The organism is Bacillus sp. EB106-02-03-XG38 (assembly GCF_058792175.1).
The window spans coordinates 31,476-49,098 of sequence record NZ_JBYTED010000010.1 but is presented as its reverse complement, the minus strand read 5'-3'; the positions used below and the strand labels follow the sequence as shown (position 1 = coordinate 49,098).

Below are 17,623 nucleotides of genomic sequence, written 5' to 3'. Positions count from 1 at the left end.
ATGATGAACAAAATGAAATCAAACAATTTTTTAAATACAATGGGCATGGTATTTTCCGCTCTTATCGACGCAAAAGCTGTTGCTTCTACATTAAACAAGTAAGGAGAATGTATGATGAATAACATCACTTTCAACAAATTAGATTTCTTAGGACTAGCTAGTGGCTCGATTCTTCTTACTACTTTTATTTACGCCGCTACGCTTGTATAACTTTGTGTCCCCTTTCCCTTTATTTATAAATAGCAATAGAAAAGACGACCGTCTATGCCCGGTCGTCTTTTCTTATTTTTGATTTGATTGCAAAGTTTCCTTTAGCTCCTCAAACTTCTCATTTAATTGATCTGTCATCATTTTCATCGCTGTTTTTCGATCTATTTGTTCTTCAGCATCAATTTGAATTGGATCTCCAAAAATTAATTGCGCCTTTTTCCCTTTTATTAATTCTTTTACACTTGATGGGCCAATATAAGCTGCCGGTACTAACGGAACATTAGAACGCAGCGCAATCGTAACAGCCCCAGCTTTTAATGAAACGTCTTCTGTTGACCTCGTTCCACTTGGGAAAATCCCTACTACTTTACCTTCTTTTAATAGGCGTGATGGAATTTTAAGTGTACTCGGCCCTGGATTCGCACGATCTACAGGGAATGCATTCACATTTTTAAAGAACCAATTTTTGAATTTCCCTTCAAATAATTCTTTTTTTGCCATGTAATGAATTTGGGTCGGATACATCCCTGTAGCTAACATTAATACATCCATAAAACTTGTATGTGTACACGCAACAACATACGGGCCACCTTCTGGTAACTTTTCTCTTCCTTGCACTTCTACTTTCCCAGCTGTTTTAAATATATATTTCAACAAAAATGTAATTGGTTTATACATTTGTTTCGTTCCTTTCTGAACATCCGGATTATAATCATTTTCTTACAACAATTATAACACTAAGTTTTAGGAGTTGGTAATAATTTTAAGTATTAATTGTTACATTTCAATTCTTACAAAAGTGTAATTCTCTTGTAAGCTAATTCGATAGTTACTTCTTGCGATATTTCATACAATTAAGTCAGAAAGAAACAACGCTTATTCGAAAAGGAGCGGATTAATATGATGAACAAGATGAAAACGAACAATTTTTTAAATACAGTGGGCATGATATTTTCCGCTCTAATCGATGCTAAAGCTGTTGCTTCTACATTAAACAAGTAAGGAGAATGCATGATGAGTAATATCACTTTTAACAAATTAGATTTTTTAGGATTAGCTAGCGGCTCAATTCTTCTTACTGCTTTCATTTACGCTGCTACGCTTGTATAAATTAGTGTCCCCTTTCCCCTTTATATAGAAAAAGACGACCGTCTATGCCCGGTCGTCTTTTTAAATGTTTCTTTCTTTTAACTCTTTTAAAAGCTGTATCATTTCAGCTTGTTGTTTTATCTTCTTACGACCATTTCGGTTAATTGCTGCAAGCTCACAAGCAACTCCGACAGCAAAGAAAAACAATAAACTTTCTAACATATGAAATCCTCCAATTGCCTATTAAACAGCTTGGCGTAATTGCTCTTCTTGTAAAACCTTCTTATTTATATTTTCTTCTTTTCTCTGACAAACGTTATTGCGAATAAGCGCTACAATAACAAGTAAAGTTCCTAGAATATCAAACATTGTTATTTGATATCCTTGCATCATCATAATCATTAAAGTCGTAATAGGCACAAAGTTAATAAATAAAATCCCATTAATCGATGATAAAATCTTCACACCGTAATTCCACGCGAGTAATGCTACAATTCCCGGTAATGTCATCATAAACAATAAATCATATTTCACGATAGAAATCGTTCCCATACTCGGAATCGATACATATCCAAGCGATGTAATGATTACAGTTATAATTCCTGTAACAGTCGTACCGAATACACAAGTCAACGTAGAATAACGTAATGTCGACCAATCGCTACACGTTTGACCACCCATCGTATAAATAACCCAACCTACAACTCCTACAAATATACATGCTAGTGAAAACATGTTATCTTTCAACGTTAAAAAGAAACTCATATCGCCCTTTGTAATAACAAATACAGCTCCTATAAAAGCAATAATCATGCTCGTTATCATATATTTTTTCGGTTTCACACTCTTATATCCCCATAGAATACAAATAGAAATCATCGGCATCAGTGCTTCCATAATGGAGGCTACCATGACGCCTGATTTCCCCATCAACATTTGACCTAAAAATATAAGTACATTATATACGGTAAACGCCATCGTTCCGAAAAAGACTAGTAACTTTCCTCTTCCCTCTAAGCGAAATGCCTGTTTTCCTTCTTTCATTAACAACAATACAATCAGTACGATCGCCACCGCTCCATAGCGAATAAGCGAAAAATAAAATGGATCTATGTATTCTAACGCATGATCAGCAACTGGAAACATCGCTCCCCATGACATACTTGCAACTAAGCATGCGAAAGCCCCTATTATCATTTGACCTTTTCTCACTACAATCCCTCACTTCCTTCTATTTGCACAAAGAGAATTGTAAAAGAAAAAATATATCACGTAAAATGATTCAAAATGATGTTAACTATCATTTATAATGATAGTTAACATCAAGGAGGATCGTATTATGGAATTAAGAGACTTACAAATCTTCCAGAGCGTTGCCGACCAAGGCAGTGTAAGCGGCGCAGCAAAGGAATTAAATTACGTACAATCAAATGTAACTACACGTATTAAACAACTAGAAAACGAGCTAAAAACACCTCTCTTTTATCGTCATAAACGGGGCATGACTTTAACAGCTGAAGGAAGAAAAATGCTCGTTTATGTTAATAAAATTTTGCAAGATGTTGATGAGCTAAAACAAGTATTTTTAGATAGCGAAACACCCTCTGGCATATTAAAAATCGGTACTGTTGAAACAGTAAGTACATTACCTACCATTTTATCTTCTTACTATAAACACTATCCGAATGTCGATTTATCATTACAAGCAGGTCTAACAGAAGAATTAATTAGAGAAGTACTTGATCACCAATTAGATGGCGCCTTTATATCAGGTCCTATTAAACATCCACTAATTGAACAATACGATGTTAGTACAGAAAAATTAATGCTGATAACACAAAGTAAAGCTTTCCATATAGAAGAATTTACAACAACACCTCTACTCGTTTTTAACCAAGGATGTGGATACCGTTCCAAACTAGAACGATGGCTAAAAGATGAAGGTTTGTTACCAAAAAGAATTATGGAATTTAATATATTAGAGACAATATTAAATAGTGTCGCGCTTGGCCTTGGAATTACTCTCGTACCACAGTCTGCCGTCCACCATCTTTCTAAAGCTGGTAAGGTACATTGTCATGCAATCCCTAAAAAATACGGTAGTATTTCGACGGTTTTCATACGCCGTAAAGATAGCTATATGACGAATTCAATGCGTAGCTTTTTAAAAACAATTGAAGAGCATCATCATATCAATATGCTGTAAAAGACATTCTTACATGAATGTCTTTTTTTCTTACAAAAGTGTAAGTCTCCCGTAAGCTAATTCGATAGTTGCGGACGATCATATTTCCTATAATTAAGACATAAAGCAGGGCAACAACAAGTCGAAAAGGAGCGGATACGCATGATGAACAAAATGAAGTCAAACAAATTCTTAAATACAATGGGCATGGTGCTATCCGCACTTGTCGATGCAAAAGCTGTTGCAACTACATTAAACAAATAAGGAGAGATTATAATGAACAACATTACATTTAACAAATCAGACTTTATCGGACTTGCAAGTGGAGCTACTCTTCTTACAGCTTTCATTTACACACTTGCTCAAGGTCTTGTTTAACACTTTGTTTCCCCAAACCCCTTTATATATAGAAAAAGCTGCTCGTCTTATAGACAAGCAGCTTTTTAGTTTGTCCCGCTTTAATGGGCAGTAAGACCCCCACCTCAAAATTGAGCGAAAGCAAAGAAGTTAGGTGGGGGATGAAAAAAACCCCCACTGATTAAGTTTCACCTTATTTCATATATAATCTGACCTGTGTTCGTCATATCGTATCCGTCAATCGCATTTAATTCATTATGAAATTCTTCCGACTGCAGAATGTCTTTCACAACTTCGATCAGCTCTTCATTTTCTTTATTCTTCAAAATCACTAAATCATACTGTTCTTTCATGATTGGAATAAAGTCTACATTTACAATTTGCGAAAACTTTTCTGATCCTACTCCCACATCAGCTTTTCCATTCGCGACTTGCGTGGCAACACCAAGATGATTCGATTCTTCCCATTCATATCCACTAATATGTTCTTTATTTAAATTTTGAATGCGCAATTGTTCATCGACTAACACCCTAATACCAGAGCCTTTTTCTCGATTTACAAATCGTATAGATGACTGAGATAAATCAGCCCATGTTTTTATATTTTTAGGATTCCCCTTTTGCACATAAAACCCAACGTTCCTCGCTAATAAATTAATCATAATACATGGCTGTCCTACTAAAATGCGTTTTACATAAGGAACATTATATGTACCCGTTTCCCCATCAAACAAATGCAAACTAACGATACTTCCTTCTCCTTGATACATTTTTACTAGACTCGTTAAACTACCTTGATATGCCCTTAATATAGTTGAACTTGGCAGGCGATTTTCTATACGCTTTGCCAACATATCTAACGTTAGTTCTTGTCCGCTAATAATACATGTATTCGAGATACTATTACTGTCATTCTTTACAGGAGTAACCTGTATCTTACCTGTTTTCATTTTCTTAATATATTGTTCTAAATCTGCTGCATCAATGCGCATCTGTCTACCAATTCTATAAGAAGGCAGTTCTCCTTTTTTAATTAAATCGTATACTGTTAATTTTGATACTTTTAATCGCTTCGCTACTTCTTCCGTTGTGTAGGAATGATGATCCATAGACGATTCCTCACTTTCTTCTTTCATTGTAACAAAGAAAAGAATATTTCTCCTATATTTTAAGAGCAACTGCATCGTTCAAATTATATCCAATTATAACTATTTATATCTAGTTATAATTAGTTATAATTAATTATATCGAAACGAAAGGGGATTTTTTATGAACAAGTTTACATTACGATCCATCGGGGCACTTATACTTTCTTTTCTTCTTATACTTAGCGTTGCATGTACAAGCGGAGATAAGAAAGAGAAATCAACTGCTAAAGAAGGAAAAACAGTAGAACTTACTATATCAGCTGCTGCAAGCTTACAAGATGCACTAAAAGAAATTGAAACAAAATATAAAGAAAAAGAACCTACTATTAAACTTTCTTTTAACTTCGGTGCTTCTGGTGCACTTCAACAACAAATTGAACAAGGTGCACCTGCTGATTTATTCTTCTCAGCAGCCGAAGATAAATTCCAAACTCTTGTTAAAAAAGGATTCATTACTGAAAAGGAAGGGAAAAATCTTCTCGGAAATGAACTTGTTCTAGTCGTTCCAAAAGATAGTTCTCTTACAAAAATTCAAGATTTAAAAGATGGAAAAATTAAGAAAATCGCACTTGGTACACCTGAATCAGTGCCTGCGGGAAAATATGCAAAGGCCTCTCTCACACACGAAAATCTATGGAATGACATTCAAAATAAAATCGTATTTACAAAAGATGTTCGCCAAGTGTTAACATATGTAGAAACAGGTAATGTCGATGCTGGTATTGTATACAAAACAGATGCTCTTATTTCAAACAAAATAAAGATTGGCGAGACAGCGGCAGCTACTTCTCATGAGCCTATCCACTATCCATTAGGTGTTATTAAGGAATCTAAGCATAAGAAAGAGGCGACTTCATTTTATGAATATTTGCAGTCAAAAGATGCACAATCTATCTTTAAAAAATATGGATTTACAGTCCTATCATAATTGCCATGAGCTTTGATGCTATTTTGTCACCAATCTTTCTATCTTTACGAGTAGCTGCATGCGCCACCATTATCGTTGCGATTTTAGGGACGATTATCGGACGAGCGCTAGCACGCTCCTCATTGCGATATAAAGTTATATTAGAAACAATTTTCTTATTACCAATGGTACTTCCACCAACTGTAATTGGCTTTTTTCTCATTATCATTTTTGGGAATAATAGTCCCATTGGAATGTGGATAGAATCCTTGTTTCAGCAGTCTATTATGTTCACATCTACTGCTGCGATCATTGCTTCTACAGTTGTAGCATTTCCGCTTATGTACCAATCAGCAAAAACAGGATTTTCTATCGCGAATGTACAAATTGAAGACAGTGCTCGTGACCTTGGTGCAAGTGAATATCAAGTTTTTCTACACGTCACACTTCCACTTGCATTTCCTGCCTTACTAAGCGGAATGATTTTGAGCTTTGTTCGTGCTCTCGGTGAGTTTGGTGCTACACTCATGTTTGCTGGGAACATTCCTGGTAAAACACAGACTATCCCAACTGCAATTTACATGGCGATCGATGCAAGTAATATGCAGCTCGCCTGGACACTTGTAGTTATCACTATCAGTTTGTCACTCCTATTTCTGCTATGTATTCAGCTTATCAATAAAAGAATTACCAACTCTTAAAGCAGCTTTTTTCGAAGCTGCTTATTTATTTCTTAGGAAATAAAATATACCCTCGGGAAATAACTGAATTTTACCTCTTATTAAAATATACATTTTATTTGAATTCACTTTCTAAAATAGGCAATTTCCTGTTATTATATGGAGGTGTTTCAAAAAATGAAGAAATGAAAACGCATTTATATCGTAAATTCTTCATCCTGTTTTAGCGATCGGTAATCTTCTACTCTATTAGTGGGGCATTACCGATCGTTAGAACGATATGTAATTATATTGGTATAGGAAATCGAAGGGAGTCTTGTAATGGACATTTTATTAGCGCTTCTTCCTGCAATTGCATGGGGAAACATCTTATTAGTAAGCGTAAAAATGGGCGGTGGTGCATATAGCCAAACGGTAGGTATGACAATCGGTGCTCTATTCTTCGCAACAATTATGTATGTATTTACTCAACCAGCTTTAACAATGACAATCTTGATTGTTGGTTTTATTTCAGGTTTATTCTGGGCTTTAGGACAAGTAAACCAATTAAAAACAGTTGAAAAACTAGGTGTTTCAACTACTGTAACAATTTCTACTGGTATGCAACTTGTTGCAACTTCTATCTTTGGGGTTATCGCTTTCCGCGAGTGGACTACTACTACAACGATCATTCTGGGAACGATTGCAATCCTATTAATCGTAGTTGGTGTTGTATTCACATCATTAGATGATAAAGAAAATGCTCAGCCACCAGGACAATTGAAAAAAGGACTTCTTACTTTAATTGTTTCTACTTTCGGCTATCTTGTATATGTAATTATTATTCGTTGGTATAACATCGATGGTTGGTCTGCTATTTTACCACAAGCAGTTGGTATGTTTGTTGGGGCGGTTGTACTGACATCTAAACATAAACCATTTAACAAATATGCAATCCGTAATGCTTTATCTGGTTTACTATGGGGAACTGGAAACTTATTCTTACTTCTTTCATTACCACGTGTTGGAGTAGCAACAAGCTTCCCATTATCTCAAACTGGAATCGTTATCTCAACATTCGGTGCGATTGTCTTCTTAGGTGAAAAGAAAACAAAACGCCAATTGATCTTTATTGCACTAGGTAGTGTTTTAATTATCGGCGGCGCTGTATTGTTAGGTATGACAAAAGCATAAACTTATAATCTATTAATCCCTGAAGCAATTGTGCTTCAGGGATTTTTTATTACAACTATTTTTTAAGTATAATAATTTTTATAACCTTATTTATATTAACCCTCCTCCCTACGTTTTTATCCTTTTCACAATAAGCCTTTTCTTTTTACAAAATTCTCTTAAAAATGGTATCGTTTTTTATAACATATCTCCACTAGAAAGGAATAGAGGATATGCTAACTAAACATCGAATTCTATTTATTGGTGCTGGTCGTATGGCAGAAGCTATATTTTCCGGATTACTTAAAACAAGCAAAGAATACATCGAAGAAATTATCGTTTCTAACCGAAGCAACGTAGAAAAGCTAAAGCAATTACAAGCGCGATATAATGTGTCTACTACAACAGATTGGAAGCAGCATGTTACATCTGTTGATACGATTGTTTTAGCAATGCCGCCTTCTGCACATGAAGAATTATTAGCAGAATTATCTCCTTTACTATCGAATCAACTTGTCGTAACGGTAGCCGCTGGCATTGGCCCATCTTATTTAGAAGAAAGACTTCCCATTGGGACACCTGTTGCTTGGATTATGCCAAATACAGCTGCTGAAATTGGAAAGTCTATCTCCTTATATACAATGGGACAATCAGTAAACGAGATGCATCAGGAAACCTTACAACTGCTTTTAAGAGGAATTGGAACTTCGCAACTTTGTACCGAGGAAGAAGTTCATCAGCTTACTGCAGTTACTGGAAGTGCACCAGCCTTCCTTTATTACTTTGCTGAAAGCTTAATTGAAGCAACAAAAAGTTATGGAGTCGATGAAGCAACCGCAAAACACCTTGTCATTCAAATGATTTCCGGCTCTGCTTCTATGCTTGAACAAACGCAAGATCCAGCTAACCTCCGCGAACAAGTAACAACACCCGGTGGTTCCACAGCTGAAGGTCTCAAAGCTTTATATGAATATAATTTTTCAGAGGCAATTCAAAAAGCAGTAGAAGCAACAAACAAAAAAGCTAGGGGGAAATAATATGAATTTAACAAGTTTAAAAGACTATACAACATTACATAATGGTGTAAAAATGCCTTGGTTCGGTTTAGGTGTTTTTAAAGTAGAAGATGGTTCAGAAGTAATTGAATCTGTAAAAGCAGCAATTAAAAATGGCTACCGCAGCATCGATACTGCGGCAATCTATCAAAACGAAGAAGGCGTTGGACAAGCTATCCGTGAATCAGGTGTTTCACGTGAAGAATTATTTATTACATCAAAAGTATGGAATAGCGATCAAGGATATGAAACAACACTTCAAGCATTTGAAACTACATTAGAAAAACTAGGTCTAGAATATTTAGACTTATATTTAGTACATTGGCCTGTAAAAGGGAAATATACTGAATCATGGAAAGCGTTAGAAAAGCTTTATAAAGACGGCCGTGTTCGTGCTATCGGTGTGAGTAATTTTCATATTCACCACTTACAAGACGTATTTGAAATTGCTGAAATTAAGCCAATGGTCAACCAAGTGGAATACCACCCACGTTTAGCACAAGAAGCATTACATGCTTTCTGTAAAGAACATAACATCCAGCTTGAAGCTTGGTCACCATTAATGCAAGGTCAGCTATTAGATAACCCAACATTACAAGACATTGCGACAAAATATAATAAATCAACTGCACAAATTATTTTACGCTGGGATCTACAAAACGAAGTTGTAACAATCCCTAAATCTATCAAAGAACATCGCATTATTGAAAATGCAAATATATTCGATTTTGAATTAAGTGCGGATGACATGAAAGCAATTCAAACTCTAAACGAAGAGCGTCGCGTTGGTCCAGATCCAGATAACTTTAACTTCTAAGAGAAAAACCACTGCCATATGCAGTGGTTTTTTCGTTAAATAAAACTGAAAATTTAAACTATATTCATTTGGTTGACACTTCATTATCCAAGGTGTAAGATTTTGAATTATCAAAGAAACACAAAAATTAATAAAGTTTATTCGTTTACTCATTGTATCAAGAGAGGTGGAGGGACTGGCCCTTTGAAACCTCGGCAACAGGTTCATTTTGAATACTGTGCCACTTCCTGCAAGCTTTATGCTTGAAAGATAGAATGAGGGACTTCGTTTATATACGGGTGCATAACTTGTACGTAAAAATCCCTCTTTCTCAATATGAAAAGAGGGATTTTTTATTTTTCATTTCCCTCATCATCATCCAAACTTAATTATTTAGGAGGAAAATCAAATGAAAAAGAAGTTTGTACCCGGTATTGCATCAGTTGTAGGAGTAAGTATTTTATTAACTGGTTGCGGTAGTTATAAAAACGAAGCAAGCGGAGCAAATGCAAAAGATGAGGCGCCTAGTAAGCAGGTTCTAAACTTATCTTCACCCACTGAAATACGAACAATGGATACAGCTCGGGCTACAGATACTGATTCTGGTCAAGTAATGAGAAACGTATTTGAAGGTTTGTATAATCTTGGTGAAGGTAACAAACCTGTTCCTGGTGTTGCAAAATCTCATGAAGTAAGTGGTGATAAGACGAAATACACATTCCACCTGCGAGATTCAAAATGGTCAAACGGCACTCCCGTTACAGCGAAAGACTTTGTCTTCGCTTGGCAAAGAGCAGTTGATCCAGCAACAGCCTCTGAATATGCATTTCTATTCTTTGATATTAAAAATGCAACAAAAATTAACAACAAAGAACTTCCAGCCGATCAACTTGGTGTAAAAGCAATTGATGACCATACGTTTGAGGTAGAATTAGAACGTCCTGTTCCGTACTTTATTAGCTTAACAGCGTTCCCAACATTTCTACCAATTAACGAGGAATTCTTTAAAGCACAAGGTGATAAGTATGCTTTAGAAGACAATACAATCTTGTACAACGGAGCTTTTACACTAAGCGATTGGAAGCACGAGCAAAGCTTTAAATTCAAGAAAAATCCTACCTATTGGGATAAAGATACTGTCAAACTAGAAGAAATCAATTTTAACGTCGTAAAAGAAAAATCTACAGAAGTAAATTTATTCGAATCAAAACAATTAGACCGTATAAAACTAACATCTGACTTCGTTGATAAATATAAAAAAGATGCCAACTTTAAAGAACGTCCGAACGTAGGGGTACAGTTTCTACGTATGAATCAACAAAATAAAGTACTTCAAAACGTTTCTGCACGCCAAGCAATCGATCAAACAATCGATCGAAAATCCTTTGTAAATACACTATTAAATGACGGCTCTACACCAACCTCTAGTCTCGTTCCGAAAAACTTTGCAAAAGGACCTGACGGAACAGACTTCCGTACTGCAAATGGTGATTTAACAAAGGTTGATACAAAATCTGCACAAGAATTATGGAAAAAAGCGAAACAAGAGCTTGGATCTGAAAAAATAACGTTAGAACTATTAACAAGTGACGGTGACCTTGAGAAGAAAACTGGTGAATTCTTAAAAGGGCAACTAGAAAAGAATTTAGATGGCTTAACAGTGACGATAAAACCGCAACCACGTAAACAACAAGTTTCACTTTTATTAAAAGGTGACTACGAAATTGGAATTGACGGCTGGAGCCCTGACTTTGCGGATCCAATTACATTCCTTGAACTATTTACAACAAATAACCCTTACAACTTAGATCATTACTCTAATAAGGAGTTCGATGAAACAATAGCAAAAGTGAAAACAACTTTAGCCGGTGATGAAAAAGCTCGCTGGGAAGCATTACTAGCATCCGAGAAAATCTTATTTAAAGACTCTGTTATCGCTCCTCTTTATCAAAAAGGCGAATCTTATTTAGAACGTTCTTATGTGAAAGGAATTGTGCAAGTAGACTTTGCAGGGCAATTAAACTTCAAGTGGGCAAAAATTGAAAAATAAAGTGAAACATTAATCATTGGGACTTTATCGGTATCCCACAAATAGCGGAATAAAAGGCAACTTTATTTAAAATTTCTCCCCCCATACCAATTATTTTTTTAGAAAAACATATGAAAAGTAGGTTCCCGAACATGAGGGAATCTGCTTTTTTAATATATTATTCCAAGAAATTAACGATCTATTTTTATTATTGACATATAGTTCTTCTTAGTGTTAATATTCTAAACAATCAAAGAAACGAAATATTTAACCATCAAAATATAATGTCTCCTACGCTGAAACATATAACGATAGATTATAGTTCAGCATGTATATACATATAGAGCACCTGATCACCTACATGCACATATCTATAATAGGTTTTCTCTTTTTCTATACTTACACTTCAAGACACGGACATTATGACGTTACGAACAACACATTTAGGGAGGAACGAACAATGAAGAAAAAAGTTGTACCTGTTGTTGCATCTGTTTTAGGGGCAAGTCTATTACTAACTGCTTGCGGAGGAAATAAAGATAGCGCAAGTGGAGCGAAAGCAAATGATAAAGCACCTGATAAACAGGCAATTAACTTATCATTTGCTTCAGAAATTCCAACAATGGATGTTGCAAAAGCGACGGACGGGGAATCCATGAACGTAATGCGCAATGTTTTTGAAGGTTTATATGCAATGGGAGAAGATAATAAACCGATTCCAGGTGTTGCTGAGTCAGTTGATGTTAGTCCTGATAAAACAAAGTATACATTCCATCTGCGTGATTCAAAATGGTCAAACGGTACTCCTGTTACAGCAAAGGACTTCGTCTTCGCTTGGCAACGTGCCGTAAATCCTGATACAGCAGCTGAATATGCGTTCTTATTCTTCGATATACAGAATGCGAAACAAATAAGCCAGAAACAATTGCCAATTGATCAACTAGGGGTCAAAGCTCTTGATGATAAAACGTTAGAAGTACAACTAGACCGTCCTGTTCCCTACTTCTTAAGCTTAACGACATTCTCAACATTCTTACCAATTAACGAAGAGTACTTAAAATCTCAAGGAAATAAATACGGTTTAGAAACAAATCATTTAATTTACAACGGTGCTTTCACATTAGATAACTGGAAACACGAGCAAAGCTTCCAATTGAAGAAAAACCCTAACTATTGGGATGCTAAAACTGTAAAATTAGAAGAAATCAACTTCAATGTCGTGAAAGATAAGTCTACAGAAGTTAACTTATATGATTCAGGACAAATTGATCGTGTCGCTTTAACTGCGGAGTTTGTTGATAAATATAAGGGTGATCCAAACTTCAAAGACCGCGCTGAAGTTGGCATTCAATTCTTACGACTAAATCAAAAAAATGAAACGTTAAAAAATCAACATGCACGCCTTGCTATTAACGGAGCAATGAATAAAAAAGCATACGTAGAAACAATTTTAAATAACGGTGCTGTTCCAGCTGAAGGAATGGTTCCTGTGAAATTCGCAAAGAGTCCAGAAGGCACTGACTTCCGTAAAGAAAATGGAAACCTAGTCAAAGATGATGTGAAAACAGCGAAAGAAAACTGGAAAAAAGCGAAACAAGAACTTGGTACTGACAAAGTAACAATCGAACTATTAACAAGTGATAATGCTTTAGCTAAAAAGACTGGGGAATATTTAAAGGGTGAACTAGAAAAGAATCTAGATGGATTAACAGTGACATTAAAACCACAACCACGTAAACAACAGCTGAAACTACTATTAAGTGGTGATTATGAAATCGGTATTGATGGCTGGGGCCCTGACTTCGCTGATCCAATTACATTCTTAGATTTATTTACAACAGATAGTGCTTATAACTTCGATAAATACTCTAACAAAGAGTACGATGAGCTCATTCATAAAGTGAAAACAGATTTAGCTGGCGATGAAAAGGCACGCTTTGAAGCAATGAAGCAAGCTGAAAAAATCCTATTACAAGACGGCGCTGTTGCTCCTTTATACCAACAAGGTCGCTCTTACTTACAACGCTCTTTCATTAAAGGACTTGTAACAACTGACTTCGGCGGTGAATTTAACTACAAGTGGACAGAAGTTGCAAAATAATAAAGTAAAAAGGTATCCAATCGAAGGATACCTTTTTTACTTTATACTTCTTTAACTACAAAGCTTCTTCCCTTTACTATTCCTTTTATAGATACAGTAATCACTGCTACCAATTGCGTAACTAATATAATGACTAATAATGAAATAATATTTTTCTCTAGACTAACTCCCCCAAATATTATTGTATAATAGCCATTTGCTGCATATGTTGCGGGAAATAATTCGCCGATTGTTTGATATGTTTTAGAAAGCATTTTATGCGGTACAATTACACCCGAATTTACGAGTTGTAACGATAGTGAAATTATATTAAAGATCATACCTGCATTTCCGAAAACAGCTATGAACATTTGTGTTAATGAAAGAAAGGAGAAGAAGACTATTTTCAATAATCCTCTTCCCCATCTTTTTGCATCGAACTAAAACTCATCATAAATATAAACATAAACATCAAATATGTTCGCCACGTCAAAGAAGGTACATGTCCTGACCAAAGATAGCTAATTAAATAATTAATCCCCATAATGCAAGACGATATTACTAAACTAACACTTATTAGTTTTACATATTTGAGCATATCTTTTCTCCTTATTTTTTATCTTTCTACTTCTTCAAATTGCAGATTCACTGGCTCTTCTAAGAGTGTTTCATAAAAATTTTCTGCCAAATCTGTTGAAGGAATTTTTTCATCTACTTCATCAAATCGAATACTATCTAGCCATACACAACCTTCCCCTGATAATAAAACACCGAATGCAATACCAAGCGCTCCTTCTTTTATATCTAATACAACCGAGTACGATTGCCAGTTATTCGTATTTTTAATTGGGCGATTTTGCATGTTATCCATAGCGAGCGGTTCTGTATCTTTTCCGTCTACTCGCATCCATAACCCTGCCCAATCTCTTACGTTCTCACTCTTAACAAATGCTGTAAAACGTAATCTTTTACCTACATATTTATCGGCCCGGAAGATTTGCATTAATGTTGAAAATCCTCCATGCGTAACATTCTCTTTTGCTTTTATGTATGCAGATACTTTTCCTTGATGAACAACTTCATAATCTAACCCCATCTCATATTCAGCAGGATGACTTCCACTTAATACCCATCCTTTCGGTATACCTTTTTGCATTGAAACACCCTCTCTTTCTATATAAAATGACTGGAAATACTTTCGATATTTCTTCGGTGGCAATTGAAACATTCTTTTAAAAGCTCTCGTAAATGCCTCTTGTGAGGAAAAACCGTATTGCACTGCGATATCAATAACAGCTCTCTCAGTTGACACTAAAACTTGCGCAGCATGAGTTAACCTTCTCTTTCGAATATAATCCGTTACACTCATCCCAATATACCTTTGAAAAATACGATGAAAATGGTACATCGATACTGCACTGTGAGATGCCACTCTTTCTGTTGTAAGCTCCTCATGTAGGTGATCCTCTATATATTCAATTGCCTGTTTTATCATCTCTTTATATTCTTCATGCATGTTAGTACCTCCTCACAACTTCAATTTACCATATACATACAAATCATTTTTGATTTAAATTGCGGATTATCCCTTGTGGCTATAGGATAATAATTTATTTTCAGCTCATACATAATTACATGATTTTGGGAAAAACTTGTATAGAACGAATTTACATAAGGAGGAATTTATAATGAGAATTTTACTATCAGTTTTATTAGCGCTTATGCTAGTACCTGTATTAACAGGATGTAAAGCTCCTGCAAAAGAAGATACAACTTCTAATAAGAAAACTACTGAAGAAGCAAAAAATGAAGCTCCTGCTGATTTAAAACTTAACTTCAATGAATTTAGTTTAGATGCAGACTATCAAGATACGAAGAAAGACTACGAAGCTGATTATAAGAATGTAGCAGCTGATAAGAAAATGGAAGCAAAACTTGAAGACCACAAATCAAATGCAAAGTTTACAGGTGATGAGGCTATTACAAAATTAAGCCCACTTCTACAAGAATTAAAATTTGATAAAGATACGCCTGACCAAGAAGTAATCGATCAAGTAGTAAATGTGTTCAAACTTGATAAAGACTACCAAAAGTTTGATTTAGAAGTTGTCTTCTCTGATGGAACGAAAAAAGAATATAAAAGAGAAATAAAGTAAAACTTTAATCAGTGGGGGTTTTCTTCATCCCCACTGATTATTAGTTGAACCAATTGGACTTTAATGGGCAGCCCGATCCCCACCTAAACTCTTTGCTTTTGCTGCATTTTGAGGTGGGGATCTTCCTGCCCATTAAAGCGGGATAAAATAAAGAAGTAGGCGGTTGCCTACTTCTTTATTTTTGCATATCTTAAATCCGGTTTAGATCCAACATAATATTGAAGTCCAGATACCGTTTGTTTCTGTAAATAAGAATCCGACGGGAATATAATTGGGATTAATGGTGAATCTGTAAACATAATATCTTCGGCTTTATGCAGTAAGTCAAAGCGCTTATCTTCATTTTGTTCCACTTCTGCTTCTTTCACTAAAGCGTCAAATTCTTTATTATGCCATTTTGCATAGTTGTTTGGACCATCACCTGCATATAAATCTAGTTTAGTAATTGGGTCTAATAAAGAACCGCCCCATCCCATATAAGCTAATTGGAAATCACTTTGCTTATATGTATCGATGTAACTCTTCCACTCTTTATTTTCTAACTTAATATCTACACCAAGATTTTTCTTAAACATTTCCTGCATTGCTTCTGCTACTTTTTTATGCTGTGTATCTGTAGTGAATTTTAATGTTACTTCAGGTAATGTAGACCATCCTTGTTCTTTCATACCTTCTTCTAGTAATTTTTTCGCTTCTGCTGGATCAAATTTAACATAATCACCTTTTTCTTTACGAAAATCACGACCACCTTGTGTTTTTGCTCCTTCTGGTACGAATGCATATGCTTCTTGCGCATTATTCTTATACAGTTTTTCAACGATAAATTTACGATCAACTGCTAATGAAAATGCTTTACGTACTTTCGCATTTGTAAATGGCTCTTTTTCTACGTTAAATGAGTAAATATAAGATGAGAAGCCCGCAACACGTTTATATTCTTTATTCCCTTTTTCTTTCTCAATCATCTCTTGTGGTAAACCACTTAATAAATCTAATTCTTTTGATTTGTACAATTGATACGCTGTTTTAGAGTCTGGAATAATACGAAACTCAATTTCTTTTAACGTTACCTTTTTATCATAGTATTCTTTATTTTTTTGTACTGTAATTGCTTGATTATGCTTCCATTCTTTTAACGTGAATGGTCCATTTGTAATTAACTCTTTTGGATCTGTTTTTAATTTGTTGTTATCATCAATTGATTTTTTAGATAATGGAATAAATAATGAGCTCGCTAATTTTTGTTTAATAGAAGCAACTGGGTGCTCAAGTGTTACCTTTAATGTTTGAGGATCAACAACTTGAATACCCACTTGTCCTTCTTCACCTTTTCCAGTATTATATGCCTCTGCCCCTTTAATAAAATACATTTCTGTCGCATTCATAGAGCCTGTTTTCGGATTTAATAATCGCTTCCATGCAAATTCAAAATCATTTACTGTAATAGGAGAACCATCTGACCATTTAATATCTTTCTTTAAATGGATTGTATATTCAGTTCCATCCGCATTTACTTCTTCTTTTTCTGCTAACTCATTTTGATATTTCCCATCGCTATCTTGCGTATATAAGCTTGAGAATAAATGCCCAATTACATAACCTGATGTGCTATCTGTTGCAATAGCGGAATCGAGTGTATATGGATCGCTACCAATATTCGTTACTAATCGATCCCCTTCTCCCTTACCAGCACTCGCCTTTTGCGCCTCTTTCTTACCGCAAGCGACAGAAGTAATTGCTAATACGGTCATAATGACAAATAATAAAAACTTCTTCATC

General features: G+C 35.2%; 20 protein-coding genes and 1 riboswitch. Of the genes, 12 read left to right on the top strand and 8 right to left on the bottom strand.

Annotated elements, in window-relative coordinates; genetic code table 11:
- The first annotated feature begins 114 nt into the window (after positions 1-114).
- On the top strand, positions 115-210 hold the full coding sequence (locus AC3WTI_RS27175; RefSeq protein ID WP_073530339.1) for a DUF3948 family protein: 96 nt from the start codon (positions 115-117) through the stop codon (positions 208-210).
- A gap of 72 nt (positions 211-282) precedes the next feature.
- On the opposite strand, the gene AC3WTI_RS27170 is transcribed toward AC3WTI_RS27175, so the two are convergent.
- Positions 283-888, bottom strand: a complete 606-nt coding sequence (locus tag AC3WTI_RS27170) for a lysophospholipid acyltransferase family protein (RefSeq protein WP_087958334.1) — start codon at positions 886-888, stop codon at positions 283-285.
- 336 nt (positions 889-1,224) lie between these two features.
- Here AC3WTI_RS27170 and AC3WTI_RS27165 point away from each other — a divergent pair, with 336 nt between their 5' ends.
- On the top strand, positions 1,225-1,320 hold the full coding sequence (locus AC3WTI_RS27165; protein ID WP_087958336.1) for a DUF3948 family protein: 96 nt from the start codon (positions 1,225-1,227) through the stop codon (positions 1,318-1,320).
- Between the two features lie 60 nt (positions 1,321-1,380).
- Here AC3WTI_RS27165 and AC3WTI_RS27160 read toward each other — a convergent pair whose 3' ends face one another.
- Entirely contained in the window at positions 1,381-1,521 is a 141-nt protein-coding gene (locus AC3WTI_RS27160; RefSeq protein WP_000894069.1) for a YrzO family protein, read from the bottom strand.
- Between the two features lie 21 nt (positions 1,522-1,542).
- Positions 1,543-2,511, bottom strand: a complete 969-nt coding sequence (locus AC3WTI_RS27155; protein ID WP_142286569.1) for a DMT family transporter — start codon at positions 2,509-2,511, stop codon at positions 1,543-1,545.
- Between the two features lie 127 nt (positions 2,512-2,638).
- Here AC3WTI_RS27155 and AC3WTI_RS27150 point away from each other — a divergent pair, with 127 nt between their 5' ends.
- Entirely contained in the window at positions 2,639-3,505 is an 867-nt protein-coding gene (locus AC3WTI_RS27150) for a LysR family transcriptional regulator (protein WP_087958337.1), read from the top strand.
- A gap of 255 nt (positions 3,506-3,760) precedes the next feature.
- Entirely contained in the window at positions 3,761-3,862 is a 102-nt protein-coding gene (locus tag AC3WTI_RS27145) for a DUF3948 family protein (RefSeq protein ID WP_001060018.1), read from the top strand.
- Positions 3,863-4,029: 167 nt separating this feature from the next.
- On the opposite strand, the gene AC3WTI_RS27140 is transcribed toward AC3WTI_RS27145, so the two are convergent.
- Positions 4,030-4,977 carry a substrate-binding domain-containing protein gene (locus tag AC3WTI_RS27140; protein WP_087958338.1) on the bottom strand — a complete coding sequence of 316 codons (948 nt, stop codon included), beginning with the start codon at positions 4,975-4,977 and terminating at the stop codon, positions 4,030-4,032.
- Between the two features lie 133 nt (positions 4,978-5,110).
- Between AC3WTI_RS27140 and modA the strand changes: the two genes are divergently transcribed.
- The 7 genes from modA to AC3WTI_RS27105 all read left to right on the top strand — a co-directional run bounded on the left by modA (position 5,111) and on the right by AC3WTI_RS27105 (position 13,709).
- The gene (gene modA / locus AC3WTI_RS27135) at positions 5,111-5,917 is read left to right on the top strand and encodes a molybdate ABC transporter substrate-binding protein (RefSeq protein WP_087958339.1); all 807 of its coding nucleotides are present in this window, start codon (positions 5,111-5,113) and stop codon (positions 5,915-5,917) included.
- Positions 5,918-5,922: 5 nt separating this feature from the next.
- The gene (gene modB, locus AC3WTI_RS27130) at positions 5,923-6,597 is read left to right on the top strand and encodes a molybdate ABC transporter permease subunit (protein WP_087958340.1); all 675 of its coding nucleotides are present in this window, start codon (positions 5,923-5,925) and stop codon (positions 6,595-6,597) included.
- Between the two features lie 300 nt (positions 6,598-6,897).
- Positions 6,898-7,749: a GRP family sugar transporter gene (locus AC3WTI_RS27125; RefSeq protein WP_000353544.1), complete on the top strand. Its 852-nt coding sequence runs from the start codon at positions 6,898-6,900 to the stop codon at positions 7,747-7,749.
- Positions 7,750-7,961: 212 nt separating this feature from the next.
- Positions 7,962-8,765 (top strand): pyrroline-5-carboxylate reductase, encoded by an 804-nt coding sequence (gene proC, locus AC3WTI_RS27120; RefSeq protein ID WP_087958341.1) that lies wholly within the window; start codon positions 7,962-7,964, stop codon positions 8,763-8,765.
- A 1-nt stretch (position 8,766) separates the two neighbouring features.
- The gene (locus AC3WTI_RS27115; protein ID WP_087958342.1) at positions 8,767-9,600 is read left to right on the top strand and encodes an aldo/keto reductase; all 834 of its coding nucleotides are present in this window, start codon (positions 8,767-8,769) and stop codon (positions 9,598-9,600) included.
- A gap of 151 nt (positions 9,601-9,751) precedes the next feature.
- Positions 9,752-9,856, top strand: a riboswitch (SAM riboswitch).
- A gap of 132 nt (positions 9,857-9,988) precedes the next feature.
- On the top strand, positions 9,989-11,629 hold the full coding sequence (locus AC3WTI_RS27110; RefSeq protein ID WP_097841882.1) for a peptide ABC transporter substrate-binding protein: 1,641 nt from the start codon (positions 9,989-9,991) through the stop codon (positions 11,627-11,629).
- Between the two features lie 439 nt (positions 11,630-12,068).
- Positions 12,069-13,709, top strand: coding sequence for a peptide ABC transporter substrate-binding protein (locus AC3WTI_RS27105; RefSeq protein ID WP_087958344.1), 1,641 nt, complete (start codon positions 12,069-12,071; stop codon positions 13,707-13,709).
- Positions 13,710-13,750: 41 nt separating this feature from the next.
- On the opposite strand, the gene AC3WTI_RS27100 is transcribed toward AC3WTI_RS27105, so the two are convergent.
- Genes AC3WTI_RS27100 through AC3WTI_RS27090 form a run of 3 tightly spaced genes read right to left on the bottom strand, consistent with a single transcriptional unit; the run spans position 13,751 to position 15,204 of the window.
- Positions 13,751-14,098: an ABC-2 transporter permease gene (locus AC3WTI_RS27100; RefSeq protein WP_142286568.1), complete on the bottom strand. Its 348-nt coding sequence runs from the start codon at positions 14,096-14,098 to the stop codon at positions 13,751-13,753.
- Positions 14,095-14,286 carry a hypothetical protein gene (locus AC3WTI_RS27095; RefSeq protein ID WP_087958345.1) on the bottom strand — a complete coding sequence of 64 codons (192 nt, stop codon included), beginning with the start codon at positions 14,284-14,286 and terminating at the stop codon, positions 14,095-14,097. The genes AC3WTI_RS27100 and AC3WTI_RS27095 overlap by 4 nt, the downstream gene beginning before the upstream one ends.
- An 18-nt stretch (positions 14,287-14,304) precedes the next feature.
- Positions 14,305-15,204: a helix-turn-helix domain-containing protein gene (locus tag AC3WTI_RS27090; protein ID WP_087958346.1), complete on the bottom strand. Its 900-nt coding sequence runs from the start codon at positions 15,202-15,204 to the stop codon at positions 14,305-14,307.
- Positions 15,205-15,376: 172 nt separating this feature from the next.
- Between AC3WTI_RS27090 and AC3WTI_RS27085 the strand changes: the two genes are divergently transcribed.
- Complete coding sequence (locus AC3WTI_RS27085) at positions 15,377-15,844, top strand: YusW family protein (RefSeq protein WP_001221562.1); 468 nt, start codon at positions 15,377-15,379, stop codon at positions 15,842-15,844.
- Positions 15,845-16,011: 167 nt separating this feature from the next.
- Here AC3WTI_RS27085 and AC3WTI_RS27080 read toward each other — a convergent pair whose 3' ends face one another.
- Complete coding sequence (locus AC3WTI_RS27080; protein ID WP_097841883.1) at positions 16,012-17,622, bottom strand: peptide ABC transporter substrate-binding protein; 1,611 nt, start codon at positions 17,620-17,622, stop codon at positions 16,012-16,014.
- Position 17,623 lies beyond the last annotated feature (1 nt).

Excerpts from the sequence above, each read along its gene's own strand:
- AC3WTI_RS27140 (WP_087958338.1), bottom strand. The coding sequence starts at position 4,977 with ATGAAAGAAGAAAGTGAGGAATCGTCTATGGATCATCATTCCTACACA.
- AC3WTI_RS27145 (WP_001060018.1), top strand. The coding sequence starts at position 3,761 with ATGAACAACATTACATTTAACAAATCAGACTTTATCGGACTTGCAAGT.
- AC3WTI_RS27150 (WP_087958337.1), top strand. The coding sequence starts at position 2,639 with ATGGAATTAAGAGACTTACAAATCTTCCAGAGCGTTGCCGACCAAGGC.
- AC3WTI_RS27165 (WP_087958336.1), top strand. The coding sequence starts at position 1,225 with ATGAGTAATATCACTTTTAACAAATTAGATTTTTTAGGATTAGCTAGC.
- AC3WTI_RS27115 (WP_087958342.1), top strand. The coding sequence starts at position 8,767 with ATGAATTTAACAAGTTTAAAAGACTATACAACATTACATAATGGTGTA.
- modA (WP_087958339.1), top strand. The coding sequence starts at position 5,111 with ATGAACAAGTTTACATTACGATCCATCGGGGCACTTATACTTTCTTTT.
- AC3WTI_RS27175 (WP_073530339.1), top strand. The coding sequence starts at position 115 with ATGAATAACATCACTTTCAACAAATTAGATTTCTTAGGACTAGCTAGT.
- AC3WTI_RS27090 (WP_087958346.1), bottom strand. The coding sequence starts at position 15,204 with ATGCATGAAGAATATAAAGAGATGATAAAACAGGCAATTGAATATATA.
- AC3WTI_RS27095 (WP_087958345.1), bottom strand. The coding sequence starts at position 14,286 with ATGCTCAAATATGTAAAACTAATAAGTGTTAGTTTAGTAATATCGTCT.
- AC3WTI_RS27105 (WP_087958344.1), top strand. The coding sequence starts at position 12,069 with ATGAAGAAAAAAGTTGTACCTGTTGTTGCATCTGTTTTAGGGGCAAGT.
- AC3WTI_RS27085 (WP_001221562.1), top strand. The coding sequence starts at position 15,377 with ATGAGAATTTTACTATCAGTTTTATTAGCGCTTATGCTAGTACCTGTA.
- AC3WTI_RS27125 (WP_000353544.1), top strand. The coding sequence starts at position 6,898 with ATGGACATTTTATTAGCGCTTCTTCCTGCAATTGCATGGGGAAACATC.
- modB (WP_087958340.1), top strand. The coding sequence starts at position 5,923 with ATGAGCTTTGATGCTATTTTGTCACCAATCTTTCTATCTTTACGAGTA.
- proC (WP_087958341.1), top strand. The coding sequence starts at position 7,962 with ATGCTAACTAAACATCGAATTCTATTTATTGGTGCTGGTCGTATGGCA.
- AC3WTI_RS27160 (WP_000894069.1), bottom strand. The coding sequence starts at position 1,521 with ATGTTAGAAAGTTTATTGTTTTTCTTTGCTGTCGGAGTTGCTTGTGAG.
- AC3WTI_RS27080 (WP_097841883.1), bottom strand. The coding sequence starts at position 17,622 with ATGAAGAAGTTTTTATTATTTGTCATTATGACCGTATTAGCAATTACT.
- AC3WTI_RS27110 (WP_097841882.1), top strand. The coding sequence starts at position 9,989 with ATGAAAAAGAAGTTTGTACCCGGTATTGCATCAGTTGTAGGAGTAAGT.
- AC3WTI_RS27170 (WP_087958334.1), bottom strand. The coding sequence starts at position 888 with ATGTATAAACCAATTACATTTTTGTTGAAATATATATTTAAAACAGCT.